22 protein-coding genes are annotated in these 24617 nt (G+C 36.1%); 13 read left to right on the forward strand and 9 right to left on the reverse strand.

Going from position 1 to position 24617, the window contains the following annotated elements:
• Positions 1–396: 396 nt before the first annotated feature.
• Positions 397–1809 carry an aminotransferase-like domain-containing protein gene (locus AC3WRL_RS15605; protein WP_214824873.1) on the forward strand — a complete coding sequence of 471 codons (1413 nt, stop codon included), beginning with the start codon at positions 397–399 and terminating at the stop codon, positions 1807–1809.
• A gap of 404 nt (positions 1810–2213) precedes the next feature.
• Positions 2214–2558: a mannan-binding lectin gene (locus AC3WRL_RS15610; protein ID WP_214824876.1), complete on the forward strand. Its 345-nt coding sequence runs from the start codon at positions 2214–2216 to the stop codon at positions 2556–2558.
• A gap of 336 nt (positions 2559–2894) precedes the next feature.
• Here the strand turns inward: AC3WRL_RS15610 and AC3WRL_RS15615 are convergent, their stop codons facing one another.
• Positions 2895–3983: an alpha/beta hydrolase gene (locus AC3WRL_RS15615; protein WP_492330695.1), complete on the reverse strand. Its 1089-nt coding sequence runs from the start codon at positions 3981–3983 to the stop codon at positions 2895–2897.
• A gap of 201 nt (positions 3984–4184) precedes the next feature.
• Between AC3WRL_RS15615 and AC3WRL_RS15620 the strand changes: the two genes are divergently transcribed.
• Positions 4185–4718 (forward strand): carboxymuconolactone decarboxylase family protein, encoded by a 534-nt coding sequence (locus AC3WRL_RS15620; protein WP_492330696.1) that lies wholly within the window; start codon positions 4185–4187, stop codon positions 4716–4718.
• 64 nt (positions 4719–4782) lie between these two features.
• On the opposite strand, the gene AC3WRL_RS15625 is transcribed toward AC3WRL_RS15620, so the two are convergent.
• Positions 4783–5640 carry a LysR family transcriptional regulator gene (locus AC3WRL_RS15625; protein WP_214824884.1) on the reverse strand — a complete coding sequence of 286 codons (858 nt, stop codon included), beginning with the start codon at positions 5638–5640 and terminating at the stop codon, positions 4783–4785.
• A gap of 94 nt (positions 5641–5734) precedes the next feature.
• On the opposite strand from AC3WRL_RS15625, the gene AC3WRL_RS15630 reads away from it, so the two are divergent.
• A complete protein-coding gene (locus tag AC3WRL_RS15630) occupies positions 5735–6601 on the forward strand; it encodes an alpha/beta fold hydrolase (protein ID WP_492330697.1) in 867 nt (288 codons plus the stop codon).
• A gap of 115 nt (positions 6602–6716) precedes the next feature.
• Here the strand turns inward: AC3WRL_RS15630 and AC3WRL_RS15635 are convergent, their stop codons facing one another.
• From AC3WRL_RS15635 to AC3WRL_RS15645, 3 genes are all read right to left on the reverse strand, one after another.
• Complete coding sequence (locus AC3WRL_RS15635) at positions 6717–7895, reverse strand: acetyl-CoA C-acyltransferase (protein ID WP_261512227.1); 1179 nt, start codon at positions 7893–7895, stop codon at positions 6717–6719.
• Between the two features lie 41 nt (positions 7896–7936).
• Positions 7937–9478 (reverse strand): MDR family MFS transporter, encoded by a 1542-nt coding sequence (locus AC3WRL_RS15640; protein ID WP_214824895.1) that lies wholly within the window; start codon positions 9476–9478, stop codon positions 7937–7939.
• A gap of 307 nt (positions 9479–9785) precedes the next feature.
• The gene (locus AC3WRL_RS15645; protein ID WP_214824898.1) at positions 9786–10124 is read right to left on the reverse strand and encodes a winged helix-turn-helix transcriptional regulator; all 339 of its coding nucleotides are present in this window, start codon (positions 10122–10124) and stop codon (positions 9786–9788) included.
• Positions 10125–10309: 185 nt separating this feature from the next.
• On the opposite strand from AC3WRL_RS15645, the gene AC3WRL_RS15650 reads away from it, so the two are divergent.
• The 9 genes from AC3WRL_RS15650 (at position 10310) to AC3WRL_RS15690 (ending at position 17728) form a co-directional block, all read left to right on the forward strand.
• Positions 10310–11764 (forward strand): MFS transporter, encoded by a 1455-nt coding sequence (locus AC3WRL_RS15650; RefSeq protein ID WP_492331020.1) that lies wholly within the window; start codon positions 10310–10312, stop codon positions 11762–11764.
• Positions 11765–11773: 9 nt separating this feature from the next.
• Positions 11774–12742, forward strand: a complete 969-nt coding sequence (locus AC3WRL_RS15655; RefSeq protein WP_492330698.1) for a class I SAM-dependent methyltransferase — start codon at positions 11774–11776, stop codon at positions 12740–12742.
• A 104-nt stretch (positions 12743–12846) separates the two neighbouring features.
• Positions 12847–13422, forward strand: a complete 576-nt coding sequence (locus AC3WRL_RS15660) for a Crp/Fnr family transcriptional regulator (protein WP_261512224.1) — start codon at positions 12847–12849, stop codon at positions 13420–13422.
• 104 nt (positions 13423–13526) lie between these two features.
• A complete protein-coding gene (locus AC3WRL_RS15665) occupies positions 13527–14072 on the forward strand; it encodes a YceI family protein (RefSeq protein ID WP_214824904.1) in 546 nt (181 codons plus the stop codon).
• 18 nt (positions 14073–14090) lie between these two features.
• Positions 14091–14309 carry a tautomerase family protein gene (locus AC3WRL_RS15670; protein ID WP_200246236.1) on the forward strand — a complete coding sequence of 73 codons (219 nt, stop codon included), beginning with the start codon at positions 14091–14093 and terminating at the stop codon, positions 14307–14309.
• A 4-nt stretch (positions 14310–14313) separates the two neighbouring features.
• Positions 14314–15045: an SDR family NAD(P)-dependent oxidoreductase gene (locus tag AC3WRL_RS15675; protein ID WP_492330699.1), complete on the forward strand. Its 732-nt coding sequence runs from the start codon at positions 14314–14316 to the stop codon at positions 15043–15045.
• Positions 15046–15116: 71 nt separating this feature from the next.
• Entirely contained in the window at positions 15117–15491 is a 375-nt protein-coding gene (locus AC3WRL_RS15680) for a nuclear transport factor 2 family protein (protein ID WP_492330700.1), read from the forward strand.
• Between the two features lie 30 nt (positions 15492–15521).
• Positions 15522–16595, forward strand: coding sequence for an NAD(P)H-dependent flavin oxidoreductase (locus AC3WRL_RS15685; RefSeq protein WP_492330701.1), 1074 nt, complete (start codon positions 15522–15524; stop codon positions 16593–16595).
• A 350-nt stretch (positions 16596–16945) separates the two neighbouring features.
• Positions 16946–17728, forward strand: a complete 783-nt coding sequence (locus tag AC3WRL_RS15690) for a carbon-nitrogen hydrolase family protein (RefSeq protein WP_261512218.1) — start codon at positions 16946–16948, stop codon at positions 17726–17728.
• Positions 17729–18232: 504 nt separating this feature from the next.
• Here the strand turns inward: AC3WRL_RS15690 and AC3WRL_RS15695 are convergent.
• The 4 genes from AC3WRL_RS15695 to AC3WRL_RS15710 are packed head-to-tail and all read right to left on the reverse strand — an operon-like array spanning position 18233 to position 24551.
• Positions 18233–18994, reverse strand: coding sequence for a porin family protein (locus AC3WRL_RS15695; protein ID WP_492330702.1), 762 nt, complete (start codon positions 18992–18994; stop codon positions 18233–18235).
• A gap of 10 nt (positions 18995–19004) precedes the next feature.
• Positions 19005–20303 carry a TolC family protein gene (locus AC3WRL_RS15700; protein WP_492330703.1) on the reverse strand — a complete coding sequence of 433 codons (1299 nt, stop codon included), beginning with the start codon at positions 20301–20303 and terminating at the stop codon, positions 19005–19007.
• 1 nt (position 20304) lies between these two features.
• Entirely contained in the window at positions 20305–23403 is a 3099-nt protein-coding gene (locus tag AC3WRL_RS15705; protein ID WP_492330704.1) for an efflux RND transporter permease subunit, read from the reverse strand.
• Between the two features lie 8 nt (positions 23404–23411).
• Positions 23412–24551, reverse strand: coding sequence for an efflux RND transporter periplasmic adaptor subunit (locus tag AC3WRL_RS15710; RefSeq protein ID WP_251040446.1), 1140 nt, complete (start codon positions 24549–24551; stop codon positions 23412–23414).
• Positions 24552–24617 lie beyond the last annotated feature (66 nt).

A 24617-nucleotide genomic window follows, 5' to 3' on the forward strand; every position in this document is an offset into this window, starting at 1 on the left:
ATCTACTACAGGAGCTTCAGTTTTTACCTCTTGTGCAGAAGCAAAAATTCCAAAAGAAATGGAAAAGGTTAATAAAATTTTTTTCATAATTTAAAGATTTGGTTGCAAAAATAGAAATATAATTTTTGTTAAAAATTGTCAAAAAAACCTAAAATCACTTAAAATTAATGTTTTTTATCATACAATTTAATAATGTGATAGAACAATATTTTGCATATTGTTCACTTTTGTATGAAATATACAGTATTGATGGGTATTTCTGATAGAAATCATTTTGTTTATTTGAAATCAATTTAATATATACACCCTCTTTTGTTGGTATCTGGTGACTCTGTAATAATTTCATGGAGAAGGGAATTAAATTTCTTAATTTTAACAGATACATAAAATGATTGAATGAAAAAAGAAGTCCTGTATTTAAAGATTGCCGGAATCATTGAGAAACAAATTCTTAATGGAACCTTAAGGCTTGGCGATAAACTCCCGTCTATACGAACTGTACAGAAAGTGTATAATGTAAGTATCAATACTGTTCGACAGGCATTTCTGGAACTTGAAAGTAAATCATTAATAGAGCCTGTTCCAAAATCGGGTTATTATGTAAGTCGGGCTTCTCAAAGGAAATTTTCACTTCCCTCGGTTATTATATTAGAATCATTACAGAAAGAAAAACATCCTGAAGATCTTTTTAATAAAACTTTTGCTTCATCCGATAATAAAGATATTACCCATTTTTCTCTTGGCTTGCCTGAAAAAAGTCTTCTACCAATTGCTCAGCTTAACAAAAGTGTCGCTACGGTGATGCGCACTTTAGCCAACGGTGGTGCAACCTACGAATCGGTACAGGGTAATCTTAACTTCAGAAGAACCGTTGCCAGATGGGCGTTTATGCTGGAAGGTAAAATAACTGAAGATGATGTCGTGGTAACATCAGGGGCTATGAATGGAATGTTTATGTGCCTGATGGCAGTTACGAAACCTGGAGATAAAGTAGCTATTGAAAGCCCAGCCTATTTCGGAATCCTTAAGATGATAAGCGCCATGGGACTTGAAGCTGTAGAAATACCTTCAGATCCTGCAACCGGTTTGGATCTGGAAGCTCTTAAAAAGGTTTTGCCTACGATAAGTGCATGTTGCTTTATAGTAAATTTTAATAATCCTTTGGGCACTCTGATGTCTGACGATCATAAAAGAGAACTGGTAAAAATGCTTACGGAGCGTGATATTCCACTGGTAGAAAATGATATATTCAGGACAGTCTATTATGGAGCAGAAAGGCCAAAACCCTGTAAGGCATTTGATGAAGCTGGCATTGTAATGCTGGTCAATTCTGTATCTAAAACACTGGCGCCAGGTTATCGTGTAGGCTGGATTATTCCTGGAAAATACAAAGACAGGATTATTCAGCAAAAATTAATTCAAACACTTTCTACACCTGCAATTTATCAGGAAACGATATCACATTTTTTAGAGAACGGAAGATATGATCATCACTTGCGGACTTTCAGAAAAACAATACAGGCTAATTGTCAAAAACTTCAACAAGGAATAGAGGATTTTTTTCCGGATAACACGAAAGTTTCTCAGCCAAAAGGAGGTTTTATGCTATGGTTGGAGCTTGATAAAAAAATTGATACCGTAAAACTGTATGATATTGCCATCCGTCAAAATATAAGTTTCGCTCCGGGAAGGATGTTTACTCAATACAATCAATATAACAACTGTATGAGACTGAATTTTGCAATGGAATGGAATGAGAAAATAAACACTGACCTCCAGACCCTCGGGAAAATTGTTAAAGCCTGGTGATCTGTACCCTAATAAAAAACATCAACTGTATCTGTACCTCTCATACTGATTGCTCTAAATTTGTAAACAACAAAACCAAATGATTTTAAAAATTGACGAGGCTGTAAAGTAATATTTATAGCTTCGTCTTTTTTTATCGTCTCCAATATTTGTTGAGATTCATAATGTCAATATTTTTTTTCTTTTGCTTTCAACTTTTCTATCACTTTCCTACTGTTAAAATACATTTATATCAATTTTAAGAGAAATAATAAATATTGTTTTATCCTTTATTAATCGGATAAAAGCACTGGTCATGGGCATGCTAAGTATAAGTACTGAATAAAAAAAATGGTGCTTTATACTCTACTATTTGTTTTTTTATAATCGCAATTTTGGAATGTTAAACTTTAAAAACAAAAACCATGTCAAAATTCAAAATTAACATCGTAGCAGGTCCGCTTTGGAGCAACGATCAAGCACAGAAATTAGGTGGCCGTATCGCTGCGGCACATTTAGGAAAATTTACTGGACAATGGAGTACCATTGTTGAGGGAGAAATGAGTGTAATTGAAGTTGAGTATGATACTGCTCCTTCAGGGGATACTGAATATACTTTAGACGTTCTTGCAGGACCTATCTGGAGTAATGATGATGCTAAAGAAATATGTCCGTCTATTTGTGCATCTTATGGAGGTACTTGGAATGGACAATGGACAACAGTTGTTGAAGGCAAAATGAGCGTTTGTGGCTGTGTGTTTAAATTTTAGGAAATAAAAAGTTTCAGAGAACCTTCAGGAATTCCTGAAGGTTTTTTTTGATCTACTGCAAGGGAATAAATGCCCGTGAACAGCTGATTTTTTATTAAAGAATAAAAATGTATATTTGAAAATATTTTAATTATATGCATGCATAACATTAATATGTTATTAATAAATAAATTAAAATATTAATAAAATTACAATGTGTTACATAATATATTTTATTATATTTGCACTTCGAAATAATTTTTTTTCATCATTTGTGTTTTTTAAGGCCTCCCTCGGGAGGCTTTTTTTTGGAGCTTAAATTGCTGGTTAAAAAATGAAAATGAATGCTCAAAAAGGCTATTGACAAACAGGCTTAACATCATTTAATAAAGTAACTAACATTTTACCAGGCTCCTCGAAAGGAATTAAATGAGCTGAATTTTCAAACCATATCCCCTTTTTTGTAGGCGCTTTTACATTTTGTATCCATTTTTCGGTTGGCTCAGAAGGAGTTGTATAGTCATGTCTTCCCATAAACATAAAGACTGGAATAGGAAATTTCTTGATGCTTTTGAAATCAACCTGTAGAAATTCAGGAAGAATTTTTCCGAGAGTAAAGAGACTTCCCTTGCCAATCGCTTCGGCATCTATATCAGAGTATTCAGGAGATAACAGTGGAGCCTGGAAGAAATACTTTGAGTTATCTTTAAATGCCGTTAAGCCTCCATAATATTGAGGCCATTTTCTTGCAATAATAATCCGCTGCCTTGTAATGGGAATATTCCCAGGATATGGTGCTATTGAGGCCAGTTCTTTCAAGGCAGTAGTGTTTTTTAATCTGGTAGCTTCCTTTACTGCATAATCAACACTTAACCGTTCGTTATCTTTGGTGTTAATTACTTGCCCGATGCCAACATAAGCATAAAATAAATCAGGCCTTTTTAATGCAGCATTCATGGAAATTACAGTTCCCCAACTATGTCCAATGAGGATCACTTTTTTCTTTTTATATTTTTGTTTAATCAACTCGGCCAACTGTATTGCATCATCAACATACTGATCAATTTTTATAGTATTGTTTAATCTTAATGTATCATTCGCATTATATGTTTTACCAGATGCTCTCTGATCATAGTTGACGACCGTAAAATATTCCTCAATAGGCCTTTGAAAGATCCACATCACCGGAGATATTGGAGATGCAGGACCACCATGCACAAATAAAATCATAGGATTGTCTTTGTTTTGTCCTCTTACATATACCCATTGATCTATCCCTCCAATTTGAGCTTTATATCTTTCCTGGATTCCATTGGGATTAGCAATCGAATCCAAATCTTTAATGATTTCTTTGGCGTTAGCATACTCATCGGAAGGTTGTTTATTTTGCCCAAAAAGAACAATTGAGCATAGTAGTATTATTAATAATGACAGTCTCTTTATCATTTGTGTTTATTTTTTTTAAGAATAATTCCTCATACTAAATACTAATATAAAGAAATAAATTTAGAACAGATTAGCAAAATGTGAATGTACAGGCTTATTTAATAAAAGGGAAAAAAGCATAAGCTTTCGGGAAATTACTCTATTCTTTTTAGGTCAGTGATGGTGCAACTTTGTACTATTAATTTTAAACAATAATTAAAAATGAAAAATTTTCAAATTCCTCAAAAAGAACAACTTTCAGAAGCTAACCAAAGTATTTTCAATCAACTGGAAAAAGGGATTGGATATGTTCCTAACCTTTTTGCCACTTTCGCTCATTCTGAAAATGGATTAAGTACCTATATGGGATTGCAAAATGCAAAATCTTCTCTAAAAGCAAAAGAAAAAGAGGTGGTGAGTCTGGTGGTAAGTCAATATAATAAATGTCTTTACTGTTTAAGTGCTCATACTGCTGTCGCAAAGCTTAATGGATTTAATGATGAACAAATTTTAGAGATCAGAAAACTAAATATTTCTTTTGACTCAAAACTAAGTTCTTTGGCTAATCTGGTTCAGGAAGCAGTAAGTAAAAAAGGAGAAATATCTGATGAAGCAAAAGAAAACTTTTTTAATGAAGGATATACAGAAGGAAATTTAGTTGATGTGATTATTGCTATTGGTGATAAGACCATAACCAATTATTTATATGCTGTCACAAAGATACCCGTAGATTGGCCAATAGCTGCTGAGCTATAGACATTAAGTAATATTAAACAGAAAAGGCTGCCAATTTATGAGGTAGCCTTTTCTGTTTAATGAATTAAGTATGCATTGCTATAAATGCCTCTAAAGCTTGAGATTTTGGAATATTCTTTAAATAAATAAGTGAAGTTGATATGCTGCTTATCTCTTTGTTAAGTTTAAATACCTTTAACTTACGGGACTTATAATATTGTTCGATCAGTTCAACAGGGAGTATGGTGATTCCGAGACCAGCCTCAACAAAATTAATAATACCTTCTATGGAATTCAATACCATACTTTTGTATTCAATGATACCCCTTGAATTAAGCATTGCTTCAAGCCTTGCTCTATACACGCATCCCTGTTCAAATACAACAATACTTAGGTTTTCTTTTTTAAGGATCTGGTTGATTGATTTTTCTTCAAGAGAAGAAACGATAACCAATTCATCCTCCTTAATGTGGACCTGCTCAAGTTGTGAAGAATGAATAGGAACCGAAACAAATGCAGCATCCAGTTTATAATTTAATACATCATCAATCAGTTTGGTACGGGAATCTGATTTGAATTCCAAATCTACATGTGGATATATTTTCATAAAATTTGAAAGGATACCCGGAGCCTTAAATACTAAAGTGGTTTCTATACATCCAATACATAAATTTCCCCCTATCTGATCCGATTTTTTGATTTCTTTTTTAGCTTCATCAATAATATGAGAAATCTGACGCGCATACTGAATGAATGCATGTCCGGATTTGGTTAAAGAAACCTTTCTTGAAGTACGGGTGAAAAGTTGTGCTTCCAATTCTTCCTCTAATGTTTTTATTCTTGCAGTAACATTAGACTGTACCGTACACATCACATCTGCAGCTTTAGTAAAACTTCCGTGAACCGCTACTGCCTCAAATATTTTAAGATCATTTAAATTCATATATCATTTTTTGTGATAGTTGTAATCATAATTAATCGTTTTATGTAATCAAATATATGACGTAATTTTGAAATAACAAAAAACAAAAACAATTATGAACCCAACTATTTATTACAAAAACGTAGATGTTAGCGGCCTGAATATTTTTTATCGTGAATCGGGACCAAAAGATGCTCCAATTCTATTGCTGCTTCACGGATTTCCTACTTCCTCACATATGTTTCGGGATTTGATTCCTACTTTAAATGATAAATACCACATCATAGCTCCGGATCTGCCGGGTTTTGGATTTACCGATGCTCCGGATCCATCGCAGTTTGACTATACTTTCGATAATCTTGCTAAAACTATGCAAGGGTTTATTGATACTCTGGAACTAAAAAGATTTGCTCTGTATATTTTTGATTATGGTGCTCCCACAGGTCTCAGACTTGCCTTAGCCAATCCTGAAAAAATAACGGGGATTATTTCTCAAAATGGGAATGCTTATGAAGAAGGTTTAAGTGAAGGTTGGAATCCTATGAAAAAATACTGGCAAGATCCAAGTAAGGAAAATCGAGAAGCACTAAGCGATTTTACTTCAAAAAAGATGACCATATTCCAATACGAAGAAGGAGTTCGTGATGTATCGCTTATTGCTCCGGAGTCCTATGCATTGGATCAGTATTTTCTGGACCGTCCGGGAAGAAATGATATCCAATTGGATCTGATGCTGGATTATTGTACTAATGTTGCTTTATATCCCGCATTTCAGGAATATTTCAGAAAATATCAACCACAATTATTAGCCGCTTGGGGGAAATATGACCCTTTCTTTTTACCTCCGGGAGCAGAAGCTTATAAAAGAGATATTCCGAATGCTACCATAAAGTTTTATGAAACTGGTCACTTTGCACTGGAAACTCATGTACAGGAAATAAGTAAGGATATCAGAATTTTTTTAGATCAATTACCGGCATAGCTAATTGAATATTTTCATTAATTAAAAAGAAAATGCCTGACCGAATCTGTTGTAAATTCGGTCAGACATTTTTTTCTATTAAGTTAGAAATGATTGATCTTAACAAGATTTCATTCTACCTATTTAAATTTTCAATAACCATCGCTGAAGCTCCCCCACCACCATTACAGATCGCTGCTACTCCATATTTTCCTTTTTCCTGTTGTAACACATTAAGAAGGGTAACCAGGATTCTTGCTCCCGAAGCTCCTATCGGATGACCAATAGCTACTGCTCCGCCATAAACATTAACCTTCTCAGGATCAAATCCCAGGATTTTCTGATTTGAAAGAACTACTGAAGCATAAGCTTCATTAATTTCAAAATAATCTACTGCAGAAAGATCCAGATTAGCACTTAAAAGTGCTTTTGGAATTGCTAACGCTGGCGAAGTGGTAAACCATTCCGGAGCCTGAGCGGCATCTGCATATCCTATGATCTTGGCAAGTGGCTTTAGCTGATATTTTTGTACAGCCTCTGCAGAAGCCAGAATTAAGGCAGCAGCACCATCATTTAAATTGCTGGAATTGGCTGCAGTAAGTAATCCGTCTTTTTCAAAAACAGGTTTCAGCTGAGCTATTTTTTCCGGGATAAGCTTATAAATATCTTCATCCTTATCGATTGTAACCGTCTCTTTTCCTTTGGTGACTTCAACAGGAACAATTTCATTTTTAAATTTTCCCTGAGCCGTTGCATTTTGCGACTTTTGATAAGAAGATAAGGCATAATCATCCAGCTCCTGTCTTGTATGTCCGTATTTTTTTATACCCAGCTCTGCTGCACTTCCCATGTGGAAATTATGATAGACATCCCATAATCCATCTTTGGTCATCCCATCGGTAAGGGTAATATCACCCAATTTCTTTCCGTTTCTTAGAAAAGCATAATGTGGAACATTGCTCATGCTTTCCATACCTCCGGTTACGATAAGATGTTCTAAACCAGTCTGAATTTGCTGTGCTCCCAATGAAGTGGCTTTCATTCCTGAGGCGCATACTTTATTAATTGTTGTGGCATCTTTGTCATAAGGAATATCAGCAAAAATAGCAGCCTGTCTTGCCGGAGCCTGTCCTACTCCTGCACTCAGTACATTTCCCATATAAACACTGTCTAATAATTCGGGTTCCAATGAAATGCTTTTATATGCTTCACGAATGGCTAAAGCTCCTAATTGTGGTGCAGAAAAACCAGATAAATTTCCAAGTAATCCACCTACAGGGGTGCGCTTTGCTGATACAATAAATACTTCTTTCATGATAATTTTATAGATTTTTATTGAATATTATTTAGTTCTTTCTAATGATCTGCCGAAACGATCACTATTTTTTTGTTCTTATTTCTTTTCAGAAAAAATAATAATAAAGGTAATACAAATATAAATGCCAGACCAATAACCATATATGCATCAATATAACTTAAAAAAAAGGACTGTTTTACAACTATTTTTTCCATTAAGGCGATTGCCTTTTGCTGAGCTTCAGGAAATCCAAAACCTTTGCTCTGAAAAAGAGAAGTGTAGGTTTGTAATCGATCCATCACTGATCTGTTATCAGGAGTAAGATTTGAAATTAAATCGGTGCGGTGTAGGGCTACTCTTCTTGCGATATAAGTATTGATGATTGATATTCCAAAAGATCCGCCAAGCTGTCGCATCATATTATTGATCGCTGTTCCCTGTGGCATATCTTCTGGTTTCAAAGAGGAAACAGCAAGAGATGCCAACGGAACCGTAAGTAAAGCCATTCCCAGTGCTCTAAATATTAAATTAATAGAAATTGTTGCAAATGAAACTTCCAGATTCACCTGACCCATAGACCAGTTAAAGTAAATAAAACAGCAAAATCCCAATAATACAACTAAAGCAGGTGGAACTCCTTTTTGCAGTACTTTCCCGGTAATGATCAGTGCAAATACGGCAATGATAGATCCTGGCAGGAGCAAAAGACCTGCCTGAGCAGGATTAAATCCTAAAAATCGCTGAGCAAGTACCGGAGTAAGATAGATGGAAGTAAACATACCAATGCCGGTTATGAAAGTAAGAATAGCCGATATACTGAGTGAAGGATGTTTAAGTACTGATAGTTTAACCACCGGATGCGGGATGGTAAGTTCTCTGTGTACAAATAAAACAAGCGACAAAACAGCGGCAGCAGTGAGAAAAACAATATATCTTGTAGCAAACCAGTCTTCTGTTTCTCCACGTTCCAGCACGGTTTGTAAAGAGCCAATTCCAATAATCAATAAAATAATTCCCCACCAGTCAATCTTTTTAACCTTCTGTCTTGTCGGTGATTCCGGGAGTAAACGGAAACATAAAATCGCAGCTAGAATGCCTAAAGGAATATTAATGTAAAAAATCCATCTCCATGAAAAATTATCGGTGATAAACCCACCTAGTGTAGGGCCAATAGTAGGTCCGATGAAAACTCCGATTCCAAATAAAGCACTGGCAATGTTCTGTTTTTCTTTTGGAAAACATTCATACACCACCATTGCTGATACAGAAAGTAAAGCCCCTCCTCCAATACCTTGAAGGAATCTAAACATCACCAATTCCCAGAGGTTGGTTGAATTCCCACACATAAAGGAACATACGGTAAATAGTATAATAGAACCGATATAATAATTTCTGCGCCCCAGATTATTTACAAGGAAACTGGTCATAGGAATGATGATCACATTGGCGATACCATAGGCTGTAACTACCCAGGAAATATCTTCTAAGGTGGCACCAAGATTTCCGCTCATATAATTAAGGGCTACATTCACAATGGAAGTATCTATCAGTTCCATTATAGCTGCGGAGATCACGGTTATGATAAGAATTATTCTCTTCATTTCTAAAGTTTTTATAATATTTTAATATACCGATCGGTATATTTTATTTCAAAAAAAACACTTAATTATTAAAGCTGTTTTTGTTTTTTTTATTCGTTTTGTGTCGGATTCAATTTTAAGGTGCAAAGATATAAAATAAATATACCAATCGGTATAATTTTTAATATTGAATAATAAAAAAACATTCATTAGTTTGAATGGCTTTTATTTTAAACATTATTAAAAGATCGTAAGTTGCTTTCTGAGTAATCCTTATTCTTTAAAAATCTGCTTAATGATTTTGAACTGACCATCTAAGATTGCAATACTACTTTCCTATCACCTCTTCACGATGAATAAGTCCCCAGTTCCAAAGTTCAAACAATACATTTTTTAATGACATACCATGTGGCGTCATGGTATATTCTACTGTTGGAGGGGAAGTATCGAAGACTTCTCTATTGACTAATTTATTAGCCTGTAAATTCTTTAACTCTTTTGACAGTGTTTTGTCTGTTATTCCAGGGACCTCTCTTGAGAGTTCTTTAAAACGCTTTGGTCCACTGCACAATGAATAAAGGATCAATAGTTTCCATCTGCCCTCTACTGCATCCAAAGCGTCTTTTATAGATAACATGGCTTTTGAACAATCATTATCAGGTATCATAATAGTTACAGTATTTAACTCACTTTCTTTTTGGATAGTGCTATCCAAAGGGGAAGTAATATCATTTGGATAGTAAAGGTAATTAATTTTGTAGCATGAAAGAAAAAGATCTCACAAAACAAACAATTTTTGATGAAGGTAAGCGTCAAAGAAGAATGATACTTATCACAGTTTGCCTTGCGTTAATGGCAGTAATTGCTTCTGTAAGCGGGCTTAATGTGGCACAACCGAAATTGGCAATAGAATTCAATGCATCTCAGACTAATATATTGTGGATGATCAACATTTATACAATAAGTTTAGCCGCTTTACTATTGCCTCTCGGTGCTATTGGCGACAGAATTGGACGCAAAAAAATACTGCTTGTTGGTTTATTTATTTTTGGAATAGCAAGTATGATGTCGGGTTGGGCAACTTCTTCTTTTATGATGATTGTTGCTAGATTTTTGTGTGGTGTTGGTGCGGCAATGATCATGCCCGTGACACTTGCCGTTATTACATCTACATTTCCTGAGGAAGAACGTTCGAAGGCCATTGGTATTTGGACCGGTGTGGCTGGAGGTGGCGGGATTCTGGGGATGTACCTTTCTGCGGTTTTGGTTGACCTTGCCACCTGGCGTCTGCTTTTTGTTATTCCTGTGGTCCTTGCTTTGGTATCAATTGCTCTGGCGGTTCGATATGTTCCCGATTCTACAGAAAAAGCAGAACCGCAGTTTGATCTGGTAGGTTCTCTCCTATCGATAATTGCAGTAATTGGCATCGTTTATACACTACATGAAGCTCCGGTTCATGGCTGGACAGAACCACTAACGTTAGGATCCCTGATTACAGGAGTGATATCGGCTGCACTATTTGTGCTTTGGGAATTGCGCCAGAAAGCGCCAATCCTTGATGTATCTCTTTTTATGGAACGTGGTTTATCCAGTGGATCTATATCATTACTGGCGATTTTTGGGGTACAAGCCGGAATATTTGTAGTGCTCTTCCCCTATTTTCAGGGTGTATTAGGTTGGTCAGGTCTACGTTCTACACTTGCGATGATGCCTATGGCTTTAATTATGATGCTTGCTTCAGGTTTTGCTCCTAAAGTAGCCATGCGAATAGGAAGACGTTTTACCATGGCATCTGGGATTTTATTAGGCGGTTTTGGTGCTGCTCTTATGGCTGTATTTGTATCTGTAGACGGCGGTTATCTGTCGGTACTTCCCGGAATGCTTGCTATGGGATTTGGAATGGGATTAAGTATGACTCCTTCTACCGAAGCTATAACTTCAGCATTGCCTGCTAGTCGCCAGGGAATCGCTTCTGCGCTTAATGATATTACCAGGGAACTCGGAACAGCTCTCGGGGTTGCTTTACTAGGATCTCTGGTAAGTGCAGGCTACAAGAGTATGATCGATAAAAAGTTAAATGGAATTTCTACGCATGCTGCGACGTTGGCTCGAGAAGGCATTTCTAATGCACTTGCTGTTGCTCCGGAAACAGGTGATCAATCTGCTTTACTAATTCGCATTGCCCGTGAATCTTTTGTATATGGTTGGAAACAGGCCATGTGGGTTGGTGCTGTTGTTATGCTGATCCTGTTCATGTATGTTCTTGTGTATGGACCTAAAAGGATAAATAAAGAAATTTTAAGTTAAAAAAATTCGATGGAAAATAGATGGATATTTAAAACAGACCTTCATGGACAAAATGATACAGATCCTATTTTGGAAGCTTTGAAAAATGTTTTGACTGACTGTAATATTGATTTCATTAAACAGAATTCTGAGGTATTGCTTCAGGTTGATGGATGCTCAGTGGACACTGAACTTATTATTTCAGAGGCTGGAAAATTAGGTTTCAACTGTGGACAAATAATAGATAAAATAAATATTGGTGGGATTAATTCAGCAGAAGATATGAAAATATTTTGGGACGACAGTTTTATTAAACATAAGACCATGTGGGGTTTTGAACCTTCACATTCTGCAGTACTGACTAAAGAACTATTTATGGAACAGGATGTGAATAATATTCTTATTCCAGGGATAGGATATGGTAGGAATGCTCAGATCTTTATAGAAAATAAAATTAAGGTAACAGGAATAGAAATCTCTGAAACTGCCATTAAACTGGCTGAAGAGCAGTTTAAAAATAAAATGAAAATTTTTCAGGGATCGGTCACAGAGATGCCCTTTGACCTCCATTTGTATGATGGAATTTTCTGCTATGCACTTCTTCATCTATTAAATGGTGATCAAAGAAAGAAAATGATCAGTGATTGTTTTAATCAATTACAAAATGAAGGCTGGATGGTCTTTTCGGTAATTTCTAAAAATTCTCCAAACTATGGAAAAGGAAAAGGGATCGGAAAGGATACTTTTGAAATTGGAAAAGGAGGACAGCTTTTTTTCTATGACATGGAGGCTGTACAGAAGGAATTTAAAGAATATGGGCTGTTGGATTATTTTGAAATTGATGAGCAGACAGATGCCGTGACAAAATTATCAGCATTCAAATTTATAATGATCATTTGCAGAAAAGAAAATAAAAATGAATCAGTTAAAAATGAGAGTGATTGTAAGTCAAATAGTATTTCTGTTGTTTTTAATAAAATGCTGTCTTACAATTACTAGATGTCACTGGCTATATTCTTTTATTAAAAATAAAAATGAGGTTTAACAAAATCATTTATCAAAACTGTTTACGTTGTATATTTGTAAGAGTATAACAGAACATAATGACCGATCCTAAAGAGATATTACAGCAGCATTTATCACAATTTGTCTCTCTGAACGAAGAGCAATTGGAATATGTGTTTTCCCATTTTACTATGATCACTTTAAAAAAAGGTCAAATGTTATTATCTGAAGGTACTGTCATAGATCAGGAATATTTTGTACTGGATGGCTGTCTGAAAGCTTTTTATGTAAATGATAGTATGAAAATGTTTATCCTTCAGTTTGCCATGCCTAATTGGTGGGTTTCGGACTATAATGCACTCTATAGTCATCAGAAGGCAACGGTAAATATTGATTGCATTACCAATGCAACGGTATTGGCTATATCCAATGCAAACAGGGAGAAAATATGTGGTGAGATTCATGAGATAGAGCATTTTTTCAGGTGGAGAACAAATAAAGGTTATGTTGCTGTACAGAAGCGACTTCTTTCTCTGATGAATAATGATGTAAAATTCAGGTATGAAGAGCTTTTATCAATGTATCCGCAACTGTATAATCTGGTTCCTAAACATCTGATTGCTGCTTACCTTGGAGTTTCCAGAGAAACGCTCAGCAGATTATATCACGCTTAATCTCTTTTAAATATAATTCTTCAGTTGTATAAATAGTGACCCAGGTCACGTAACTTTTTGATGGTCTCAACGGAACTTTGTGTCAACATTTAAACATAGAAAAAATGAATACACAAAATTTTAAAGTAAACAATGAAAAAAGCATTGTAGAATGGACCGGAAGAAAAATAACCGGAGCACATAACGGAACTATTGGAATCAAAGAAGGGACATTCTCTTTTAAGGACAACCAACTCTCCTCTGGAACATTTATTATTGACACCCGTTCCATAAAAATTCTTGATATTGAAGATGCTGAAACCAATGCACAATTTGCAGGGCATTTAGCTTCCGATGATTTCTTTAATTCTGATCAGTATCCTGAATCAATATTTCAGATTAAGCATGCAGAACCAGGAGACGATCATCTGTATTATGTAACCGGTGACCTTACGATTAAAGGAATCACCCACCCTGTTGATGCAGTTTTGAAAATTGCGACTCAGGAAAACACAGCTACTGTTCAAAGCAAAATTGTTCTTGATAGAACCAAGTATAATATGAAATTCAGATCAGGGAATTTCTTTACCGATCTTGGGGATACCCTGATATACAACAATTTCGACCTTAATATTAATTTGGTTGCAGAAGCAGCTGAAAATAATTTTTAACATCTAAAATTTAAAATCATGCCTTACATAAAAATAGAAGTTTTACGTGACGGAGTTACCAGAGAACAAAAACAACTTTTGATAAAAGGAGTAACAGAATTGGTAACATCAGTATTGAATAAAGATCCACACCTTACCCATGTAGTGATTGATGAAAAAGAAGATGATAACTGGGGATATGCAGGAGAACAGGTTTCTGTATTAAAAGAACAAGGATTTTCAACGGAAAAAAAGTAAAGAAATGAAAAAACAAACCGTTATTGTAACAGGAGCTTCATCAGGAATAGGATTGGAAGTAGCAAGATATTTTCTGGAAAAGGGAGATAACGTTGTAATCAATTCAAAAACACTTTCTAAATTAGAACAGGTTTTCAATGAATTGGGAAGTGGGGATAAGCTTGCCATGGTTGCTGGTGATGTTGCTGACAAATCTATTGGTGATTTATTGGTAAAAACCGCTCTTGAGCGATTTGGCTCTGTGGATGTGCTGGTTAATAATGCAGGAATTTACGAAAATAAACCATTTTTAGAAGTAACAGAAGAACATTTGGATAAGTTTTTAAGAACAAACCTTAAAGGAACTTTCTTTACCACGCAATCGGTTATTCCGCAGATGCAAAAGCAGAAAGATGGGGTAATCATTAATATTGGATCACCATTGGTCTATCATGCTATGGCAGGATCACCTTCTACAGCTCCAATATCCAGCAAAGGGGCGATCCATGCTTTAACTCATCAGCTTGCTGCTGAATTTGGAAAGGATAATATCAGAGTGAATACTGTTGCTGCAGGACTGATCAGGACACCAATGCATGATGAAAATATTGATAAAGCTGCGGGACTTCATTTATTGAACCGTATTGGTGAACCGGAAGAGGTAGCACATATGGTGTATAGTATTACTTGTAATAAGCTGATAACTGGAGCTATTATTAATGTGGATGGCGGTATGGGAGCCGGTCATTATCTGTAATGAAAATTGTATTATTAATGGCATGGCTGTTTAGTTTCCCAATAAACAGCCATGCTCAAAAAACCAAAACTATGAAAAATATTACAGAAGAAACCGCTATAAGAACGGCTCTTGAGCAATATTATTTTAAAGGTATTTTTGAGGGCAATACAAAACTTTTGAAAGAAGTATTTTTTAAGGATGCGCTTCTTTTTGGAGATGTAAAAGGTGTTGCTTATCATAAAACAGCAGCACAATACATAGAAGGTGTGGGTAACAGGGTAAGTCCTGAAAAAGCAGGGGCACAGTTTAAACCGGAAATTATTTCTATTGATGTGATCAACTCTATTGCTGCGGTAAAATTAAATGTAAAGATGTACAATTATAATTACTATAATTTTATTACTTTTCATAAAATCAATGGTAAATGGCTGATCGTCAATAAAACCCTTACGGATGTAGAATAGTTATTTAAACCAAATCAAACGTATTTATTTATGTGGAATAAAAAAAGAATAACAGATTTGTTGAGCATTGAATACCCAATATGGCAAGGGCCTTTTGGTGGTGGCTTATCTACTGTTGAATTGACCTCTACGGTTAGTAATATGGGTGGATTGGGAGGATTTGGTGCATATACTCTTAGTCCACAGGAGATCTATGAGAAAGATCAACAGATCAGATCACAAACAAAAAATCCCTATAATCTTAATCTCTGGGTCTCTGATAGGGATTATAGAGATCACGAGGATACTGAAAGAAAATATAAAGAAACGGTAGAGACGTTTAGACCTTATTTTGATCGTTTAGGAATAGAGATTCCTACTCTTCCACCCTCTTTTGAATCCAGGTTCCAGAATCAGCTGCAGGCAGTTCTGGATATCAAGCCCAAAGTTTTCAGTTTTATGTTTGGTTTACTGGATCCGGATATTGTAGAAGAATGTCATAAAAGGGGAATTTTACTCGCGGGGAATGCTACAACATTAGATGAAGCGATAGCTCTGGAGAATATTGGAGTGGATTTCATTGTTGCTTCAGGATTTGAAAGCGGAGGCCACAGACCTTCTTTTCTCGATAAAGCTGAATTTTCCACGACAGGAACTTTTGTTCTGATTCAGCTTATTAAAGATAAAGTGAAAATTCCTGTGGTTGCTGCAGGAGGAATAGCAGACGGAAAAGGTATTGCTGCTGCATTAACGTTAGGTGCTGAAGCAGTACAGATCGGAACAGCTTTTCTGGCATGTGAAGAATCTGGCGCGCTACCTGACCATAGAGAAGCTCTTTTTTCTGAAGCCTCTAAAAATACAAGGCTTTCAAGAGCTTACACGGGACGACTTGGTAGAGGAATTACTACTGAAATACTAAAAGATCTTTCTGAAAAGTCAATCGCCCACTTACCTTTTCCATTGCAGACTACTTTCATGTCACCATTGCGAAAAGCTGCCTTGGAACAAGGAAAGAATGAAATGGTATTTTTCTGGGGAGGTCAGATTGCTCCTATTTTAAAGTATAAAAATGCATCGGTTTTAATGGAGAGCCTGATTGAGGAAACGTCAAAAATATTCTCATGATTTAAATTGGATATTTATTTTCTTTCTCGCAGATGACACAGATCTCTTTGATCGGTGATAGAAAAAAGATCAATAGAAACGGGCTTTAGCCCGTTTACTTTTTTATGCATTCTAATGGCTTTAACCGAAACCAAAAAAAAATCTAAATTTTGGTTAAACCTCAATCCTATGGTATTGCACGCGATGAATAAATCTTGATTGTTTTTATAAATTCATTTTATAGAAACTTGTTTTCAGAAATTTAAAGAATTAAATTTGTGGTACTACGAAACCATATCATTTTTAGCCAATTTCTAATTTGGCAGAATTAAAAATTATATCGGATCCCTTTTACTCTAATACATTTAAATATGAAAGTTACCGTTTGCGAGCTTAGCGATAATAAGCAACAATTTCAAAATGACTGGAAAGATCTAAAGCTTTATCTTGAAACTACATTCTCTGACCTTCTACTATTACCTGAAATGCCTTTTTATAAATGGTTGTCAGCTAGCAATGTTACATCGGATGAATTAAAACAGGAAAGTGTAAAGGAACATCAGTTATGGTTGAAAGAAATAGAAACTCTTGGAGTTCAATACGTAGTGTATTCTATACCGGAAATTGTGGAAGATAGATATCTGAACACCGCTTATGTATTCGAAAAAGGGAAAGGACACCACAGACTTCATACAAAAGCTTATTTTCCTGAAGAAACTCATTTTTGGGAGGAAACATGGTTTGACAGAGAAGAGCCCGCTACTTTTGAAGCATTTGATCTCGGAAATTTTAAAATAGGGATTCTCTTATGTACTGAACTTTGGTTTACAGAAAAAGCCCGTCATTATGGAAAACAGGGAATTGATATTCTGTTCTGTCCGAGAGCAACAGGAAAAACTTCTGTAGAACAGTGGATTAACTGTGGGAAAATTGTCGCTATTATTTCGGGAGCATATTGTTTAAGTTCCAACAGATCAGGATTGGGTGAGAATAACTTTGAATGGGGAGGTACAGGTTGGATCGCAGAACCGATGAACGGAAATCTATTAGGGAGATCTTCTGCTGAGGATAAATTTATAACCCATGAAATTGACTTAGAAAAATCTAAAGAAGCAAAACAGGAGTACCCATTATATGTGAAAAGTGATTTTTAAAAGAATATGGTTTGGTTTATATTCTCAAAGAAATTGAAAGTTCGAGGAAGTCAATGACAAAATGGATGTTTATTTTCTTTCTCGCTGATGACACAGATTGAACAGATCTCTTTGATCGGTGAGAGAAAAAAGATCAATAGAAACGGGCTTTAGCCCGTTTACTCTTTTACATATTCAATGGCTTTAGCCAAAACTTACAAAATACTATAGGTTTTGGCTAAAGCCAATGCATGTTAGATTAAATAAGCCTGGCTAAAGCCAGGCTCTATTGATAATACGGAACATATACGAGTCTACGAATGAATATGGATTTAGTTAGAATTCGTGCGAAAACTGAAAGTTTGAGGAAGACAATGACAAAGTTGGTATTTAAACCCCTTCGTAAACTCTAATAAAAAAATCTATGTCATCTGCTCAATCTGCGAGAGAATAAAATGCTAAATAGAAAGAGATTTTAACCCAGTTCTTAAAATACCTTCAGGCTTTTGAATCTATTTGTATACATTATTCAGCTGAAGAATGATGTGATGCCAGGTCATAGGCCAATGAAAGCATAAACCCCTGGTTATATATTTTAATCTTATCTTTTTTAGAATTTCCATTGGCAGAACTGTTGGCATTCTGAAAGAGATCTGTAAAACCGTGATTATATCTGAACCCAACAGACCATCTGTCTTTTAGTTGATAATCTACACCAAGGTTTATTCCGAAATCAAACTTTTGAAGATAATAGCTTTTACTTTCATCATTAGCAGCATCTCCAAAAATACTCTTATCCCGGAAAAGATCCCCATTTTGGTCTTTCCGTTTTGTGTTGGCAGCTACTAAAACACTTACATAAGGTCCAGCATAGAGCCGGAACTTTGAGAGTTGATAATTGATATTGGCAGGAACAATATCAATATAAGAGCTATTAATGGCCGATTTATAGAGATGATCATCAGTGTCTTTATAAATGACACCTACTCTTCTTTGATTAAAAATCAGTTCATGAGTAAGCCCAATATTTCTGTTGATCTTTGTATTAACGAAGATTCCCACATAAATACCCGGTTTGAATTTCGTATCTGAATCTGCAAAAATAAAGTCTCTTTCTTTACCATAGAAATTATAGTAATTAAGTCCGGCTTTCACTCCCCAGCTTATACGATTTGTATTCAGCTCAAAAGTATCAATTTCTGAAGAACTATTATTTTCAAATATGGTTTGGGCATACGAAAACTGTTGCCCCAATATGATAATAAGTATAATTAATATTTTTTTCATTGTTTTTTTATTACAGATTAATATCCCATATTCCGGCAGCCCTTTCCAGTTCTACCAAAGCAACAGCATAATCGTGAAGAGTTCCATAGTAATCATGTTGAACATCGTTATAGGTACGCTGAGCATTCAGTACTTCCAGTAAAGAAGACTGTCCTCTCTTATAACTGTACATTTTTCCATCAAGGATTGCCTGAGCTTCGGTTAATAAACCTGATTTAAACTGATTTACCTTTTTTTGAGCAGCGATATAGGTATAATAAGCCTGGGTAACTTCGATTTGGATCTGAAGCTCTGTTTGTTTGTAAACAGCATCAGCCTGTAAGGTGCCATATTGTGCGGCACGCAAATCTCCTGATCGGTTGTTGGAGAATTTAAGAGGAATACTTATTCCTGCATTCACTGTGGTCATTGCAGGAGTAGGAGCAATCGTATTTCTTACATAAGAAGCATTGTTGACACCGAACGATAATCCAAGATCCATTGCCCTATCTGCTTTAGCTTGCTTCAATACACTCTGGGAGACATTTTTACTTTGTAATGCTGCTTTTAAGTCGGCTCTGCTGTTCTGTGCTTCAATAATCAGATCCTGTAAAGAAAACTGACGCCCAAAACCGGAAAAGTCACCTTGAGGGTACCATAATGAATCGTTTTTTGTTTTCCCCGACAAGAGCGAAAGATTTGCTAATGAAGTTTTCCATTCTGCTTCTGCTGAAAAAACATCATTTAACATCGTACCCGCTTCCAGTTTAGATTGCCGGGCATCTACCTGAGTGATAACCCCTAATTTAAATCTGATACTGTCAGATTCTGCGAGTTTCTTCATCTGCACATAAGAATTAGCTTCCACATCCAGTACAATTCGACTTTGAAGAGCTGATAAATAAGCTAATGTTGCATCAGCACGAAGGTTACGGAAATAATCATCCAAGAGAAGACGGCTAAGCTGTGCCTGATTACGGGCAACTTCTATTCGTGCTTTTCTCTTCCCACCCATCTCTAGGGTCCAGCTTACTTCAGAATTAAAACCATAACCCATTTTCATTCTTCGCTGTCCGTTATCAAACCAGCCAAATCCAAGTTGGGGATCCGGAAATATTCTGGCTGTTTGTATGGCTGCATCAGCGATGTTAATATTAAATTTCTCTGCTGAATAAGCCAGGTTGTTCTTTCCTACAAGATTGATGTAGGTAGGATAATCAATCGGCTCCTTAGCAAATGTAGTATCTACTTTCTGAGCATTGATAATACTGGAGATACCGAGGATGATACTGCTCAAAAAGAGCTTTAAATGTTTGTTTTTGATAATCATTTTAATTTTCTTTTGGAGCGTTAAAATTTTTCCCCCATTTGTTCTCTATCAGATAATAAAGAGCTGGAAGTGCAAATAAGGTAATGATGGTAGAAAATAAGAGACCGTAAACGATGACCGTAGCTAAAGGTCTTTGTACATCAGATCCGATACCTGTTGCCAGTGAGGCTGGAAATAATCCAAGTATGGCAACAGTAGCCGTCATTAAAACAGGACGGAAGCGGTGTGAAGCTCCTTCAATAACAGCTCTTCTGAGATCATACCCTTTTTTTCTCAAATCGTTAATATGTGAAATCATGATCACCCCATTTTGGATAGCGACCCCAAATAATGCGATAAAACCTACTGCAGATGAAATATTCAGGGTCATTCCGCGGAGATTAAGGGCCAGCATTCCTCCAAAAAGGGCTAACGGAACAATACTTATTAAAAGTCCCGCCTGACGAAATGATTGAAAGGCTCCATAAAGCAATATGAACATGATAGAAAGTGCCAAAGGAACAATCACCGAAAGCCTACCGTAGGCACGATTCTGATTTTCAAACTGTCCACCCCACTTAATGTTGTATTTTTCATGATCATACTGTACATTTTTTTCAATGGCATTTTCAGCTTTAGATAAAAAGGAAGTCAGATCAGTCCCACGAAGGTTGAGGCGTACTGTCAGATGACGTTTATTCATCTCACGGGCGATCATACTTTCCCCGGTATTCATTTGTATATCTGCCACCTGGGAAAGGGGGATTTTCGCTCCAGACTCACTTGTTAGCATAAGGCTGCCAATTTTTTCAGGCGTATTCCGGCTTGTTTCATTGTAACGTGCAATGATATCGTATACCTTAATTCCCTGATAGACTTTTGAAACTGCTTTTCCTCCGATGGCTACTTCTATAAGATCTGATACATCGGAGACATTTAGTCCATACTGAGCAATCTTTTCACGATCCACTTTAATCTGTAACTGCGGTAATGGTGGTTCCTGATCTATCGCAAGATCTACTGCGCCTTTTACCTTTTTCAAAGCCGTCATCACCTCTTCAGCGATCCGCCTTGTTTCTTTGAAATCATTTCCATACACCTTAACAACCAGTTCACTGTGTGCTCCTGAGATTTTGTCCATGACACCATCGATCATGGGTTGGGTGAAAGCAATATTATAGCCGGGCATTGTTGCATATTCAGCTTCAAGTTCTTTGATCAGGCCGGCTTTATTTCTACCCCATTTCCATTCACTATAAGGTTTTAATCCTACACTGACTTCAAAATGTGAGGGTGTCCATGCATCCGTTCCATCATCATTCCTACCCGCCTGTACCATGACATAGGTTACTTCTTTATGTTTAAGGGTTCGTGCACGAAGGGTATCGCTCATTTCCCTCGATTTTTCAACGGTAATGCCTGGTGGTAATGAAACCTGTAACCAGATTGACCCTTCATCCAATGGAGGTAAAAAGTCCTTTCCAACGATTGCAGTTAATACTCCTGTAGTTAACAGGATAACTGTTAAAGGGATAAATATCCTTTTAGGATGGCTCATGATCTTCTGAACCCTGCGATGATAGGCTGCTCCTAACTTTTCTAACCAGCGGTTATGGTAAATTTTACGGGGCTTTCTATAGATCACAAAAGCCAATCCAGGAATCAGAAATAATGCCACAGCTAATGCTCCGATTAATGCATATCCTACTGTAAATGCCATTGGGGTGAATAGCTTTTTTTCAACTCTTTCAAAAGCAAACAATGGTAAATAAGCAGTGATTATAATGATGGTAGCGAAAAATATAGGTTTGGCTACCTCTTTTACTTTCTGGGTAATTGTTTTCTCTTCCAGCTCGTCCTCAGGATGATCTTCCCTTTTCTTTAAAATAGTTTCCAGCATGACAATAGCACCATCTACAATAATTCCGAAGTCTATAGCTCCAAGCGATAAAAGATTAGCTGGAATATTGGTAAAATGCATTAATATAAATGCAATGAGCAGAGATAATGGTATTGTAATGGCAACAAGTAATGCACCACGCCAGCTTCCCAGGAATACAATCAATACAATGATAACCAATGCCATTCCTTCAAGTAAAGTTTTAGAAACAGTATGTAAAGTGTTTTCAACAAGATTTGTACGGTCTAATACAACGTGAATTTGGATACCCTTTGGAAGAATGTTTTTATTTAAATCATCAACAGCTTCATTCACTCCCTTCAATACAACGGATGGGTTTTCACCTTTCAGTAATAAAACAATACCTTCAATGTTATCAGAATAATTAACACCGCGTTGATCAGAATAACCTAGTGCTCCTTTTCGTTCAAGATTTCCGTATTTTATTTTACCAATATCATTCATATAAACAGGTGTTCCATTGACTGATTTTACAACTACGCTGCCCATATCTTCTAAAGACTTTACCAAGCCTATACCACGAATAACATAAGACTGGTCTCCCCTGTTCATTACACTTCCGCCGGAATTAGCATTGTTAGCTTCCAGTTTCTCTGCGACTTCTTTAAGGGAAATATTGTACTGTTCCAATTTTACAGGATCCAGTTCTACCTGAAACTGAGTGGTAATTCCACCAAAATTAGTTACATCAGCGACTCCTGAAACCTGCTTTATTTTAGGAATGATCACAAAATTCTGCAGATCAGTAAGCTCGCGGAGATCATGGGTTTTACTTTCAATAATATATCGGTATATCTCTCCTGTAGGCGATGTTAAAGGATCTAGTCCGGGAGCTACTCCATAAGGAAGTTCCAGATCACCCAGTCTTTCTTTAATTCTTGTTCTTGCCCAGTAGTCATCTACCCCATCGTTAAATACAATAGTGACCATGGATAATCCAAAAGTACTTTTACTCCGCATCACGTGCATTCCGGGAAGTCCATTGATAGCCTGCTCAATAGGAATAGTAATCTGTTGTTCAATTTCTTCAGCTGCTAAGCCCGGAGCCTGTGTTACGACCTGTGATGTAACATCTCCAATATCTGGATAAGCTTCTATAGAGAGTTGTTTCCATGAGTAGTATCCAAAAAGAGCGAGTAGTGCAAACAATGCCAGAATTAGCCATCGTTTAGCAATTATATTGTTTAATATGTTTTTCATTGAGTCTTTTATTTAGCATCTAATAAGTAAAAAGCTCCATCACTGATAATGGTTTCTCCAGAGTTTAATCCATTTATAATCTGAATCTTATCATTTTCTGTGATCCCTGTTACTACATATTTTTTTACATACTCATTTTTTGATGTCTGTACCAGAACATAATTTTTGTCATTGAACTGAAGGACAGCTTTAGCAGGGACAAAGATTTTCTTTTCTGAAGTATTGGTAAATTTTACATTCACAAACATTCCGGGTTTTAAAAGACGCTCGTTATTATCACATTCCACCAAAACCTCTACGCTTCGTGTTTCTTCATTTACAATTTCATTGATATGGTATATTTTTCCTGTAATTTTTTGATCAGGTAAGGCACTGATATTTACTTCCACTCCAGTAAGATTCTGAAGAAAACGGATGTCTTTTTCTTTCACCTGCCCCGCAATCCAGACTTTGGATAATTTAGCAACTACCGCAATCGGAGGTGCATCTTCTTTTAAATACTGCCCTATCACAATATTATTGGTTACGACTTCTCCTTTAATTGGTGATACAACAACTAATGGTGTGTTGGCAGACATTTTACCAGTGTTTTTAAAAATCCCTAATGCTGCAGAAGCGTTGGAAAGTGCTGTTTTTTTTATCTGATATTCAGTAGCAGCTTCTTCAGTTTCTCGTTGTATGCCTACTCCATGTTTTAAAAGATCCTGTTGACGTTTAAGATTAAGCTCCGATTGGTGATATTCCTGCTGAGCGTCACGATAGTCTTTTTGTGCTGCAAAATAATCTATAGAACTTATTGAAAACAAAGGTGATCCAGGTATCACCTTTTGTCCCAGTTTAACGTAGGATCTTAAGATCCTTCCCGCAAATGGGGAAGCTATTTCAGCATAGGTATTGGGAATGGCCTTAACTGTTCCGACCGTGATAAGATTGGGACTATATTCTTCTTCCTTTACCGTATATAATTTCAGTTTAGAAGTAATTGGAGAGTTTTTTTGCAGAGCAATAGTGTCTCCTTTGGTAATATAAGAATTCGTATTTTCAGACGGTTCTTTTTTACCACTGCAGGAGTAAAGGATCACTGAGGCTGTAGTAAGTATGAGCATTGTTGGCATACCGCTCCTCAATCGTTTTGATTTGATCGTCATTACGTTAATATTTTTAATTGTTTATTTTTTAAATGAAACCGTTTTAAACAAAACAGCTTCTTTGTG

The sequence above is a fragment of the Chryseobacterium sp. FW101-FHT12H09 genome (assembly GCF_058790395.1).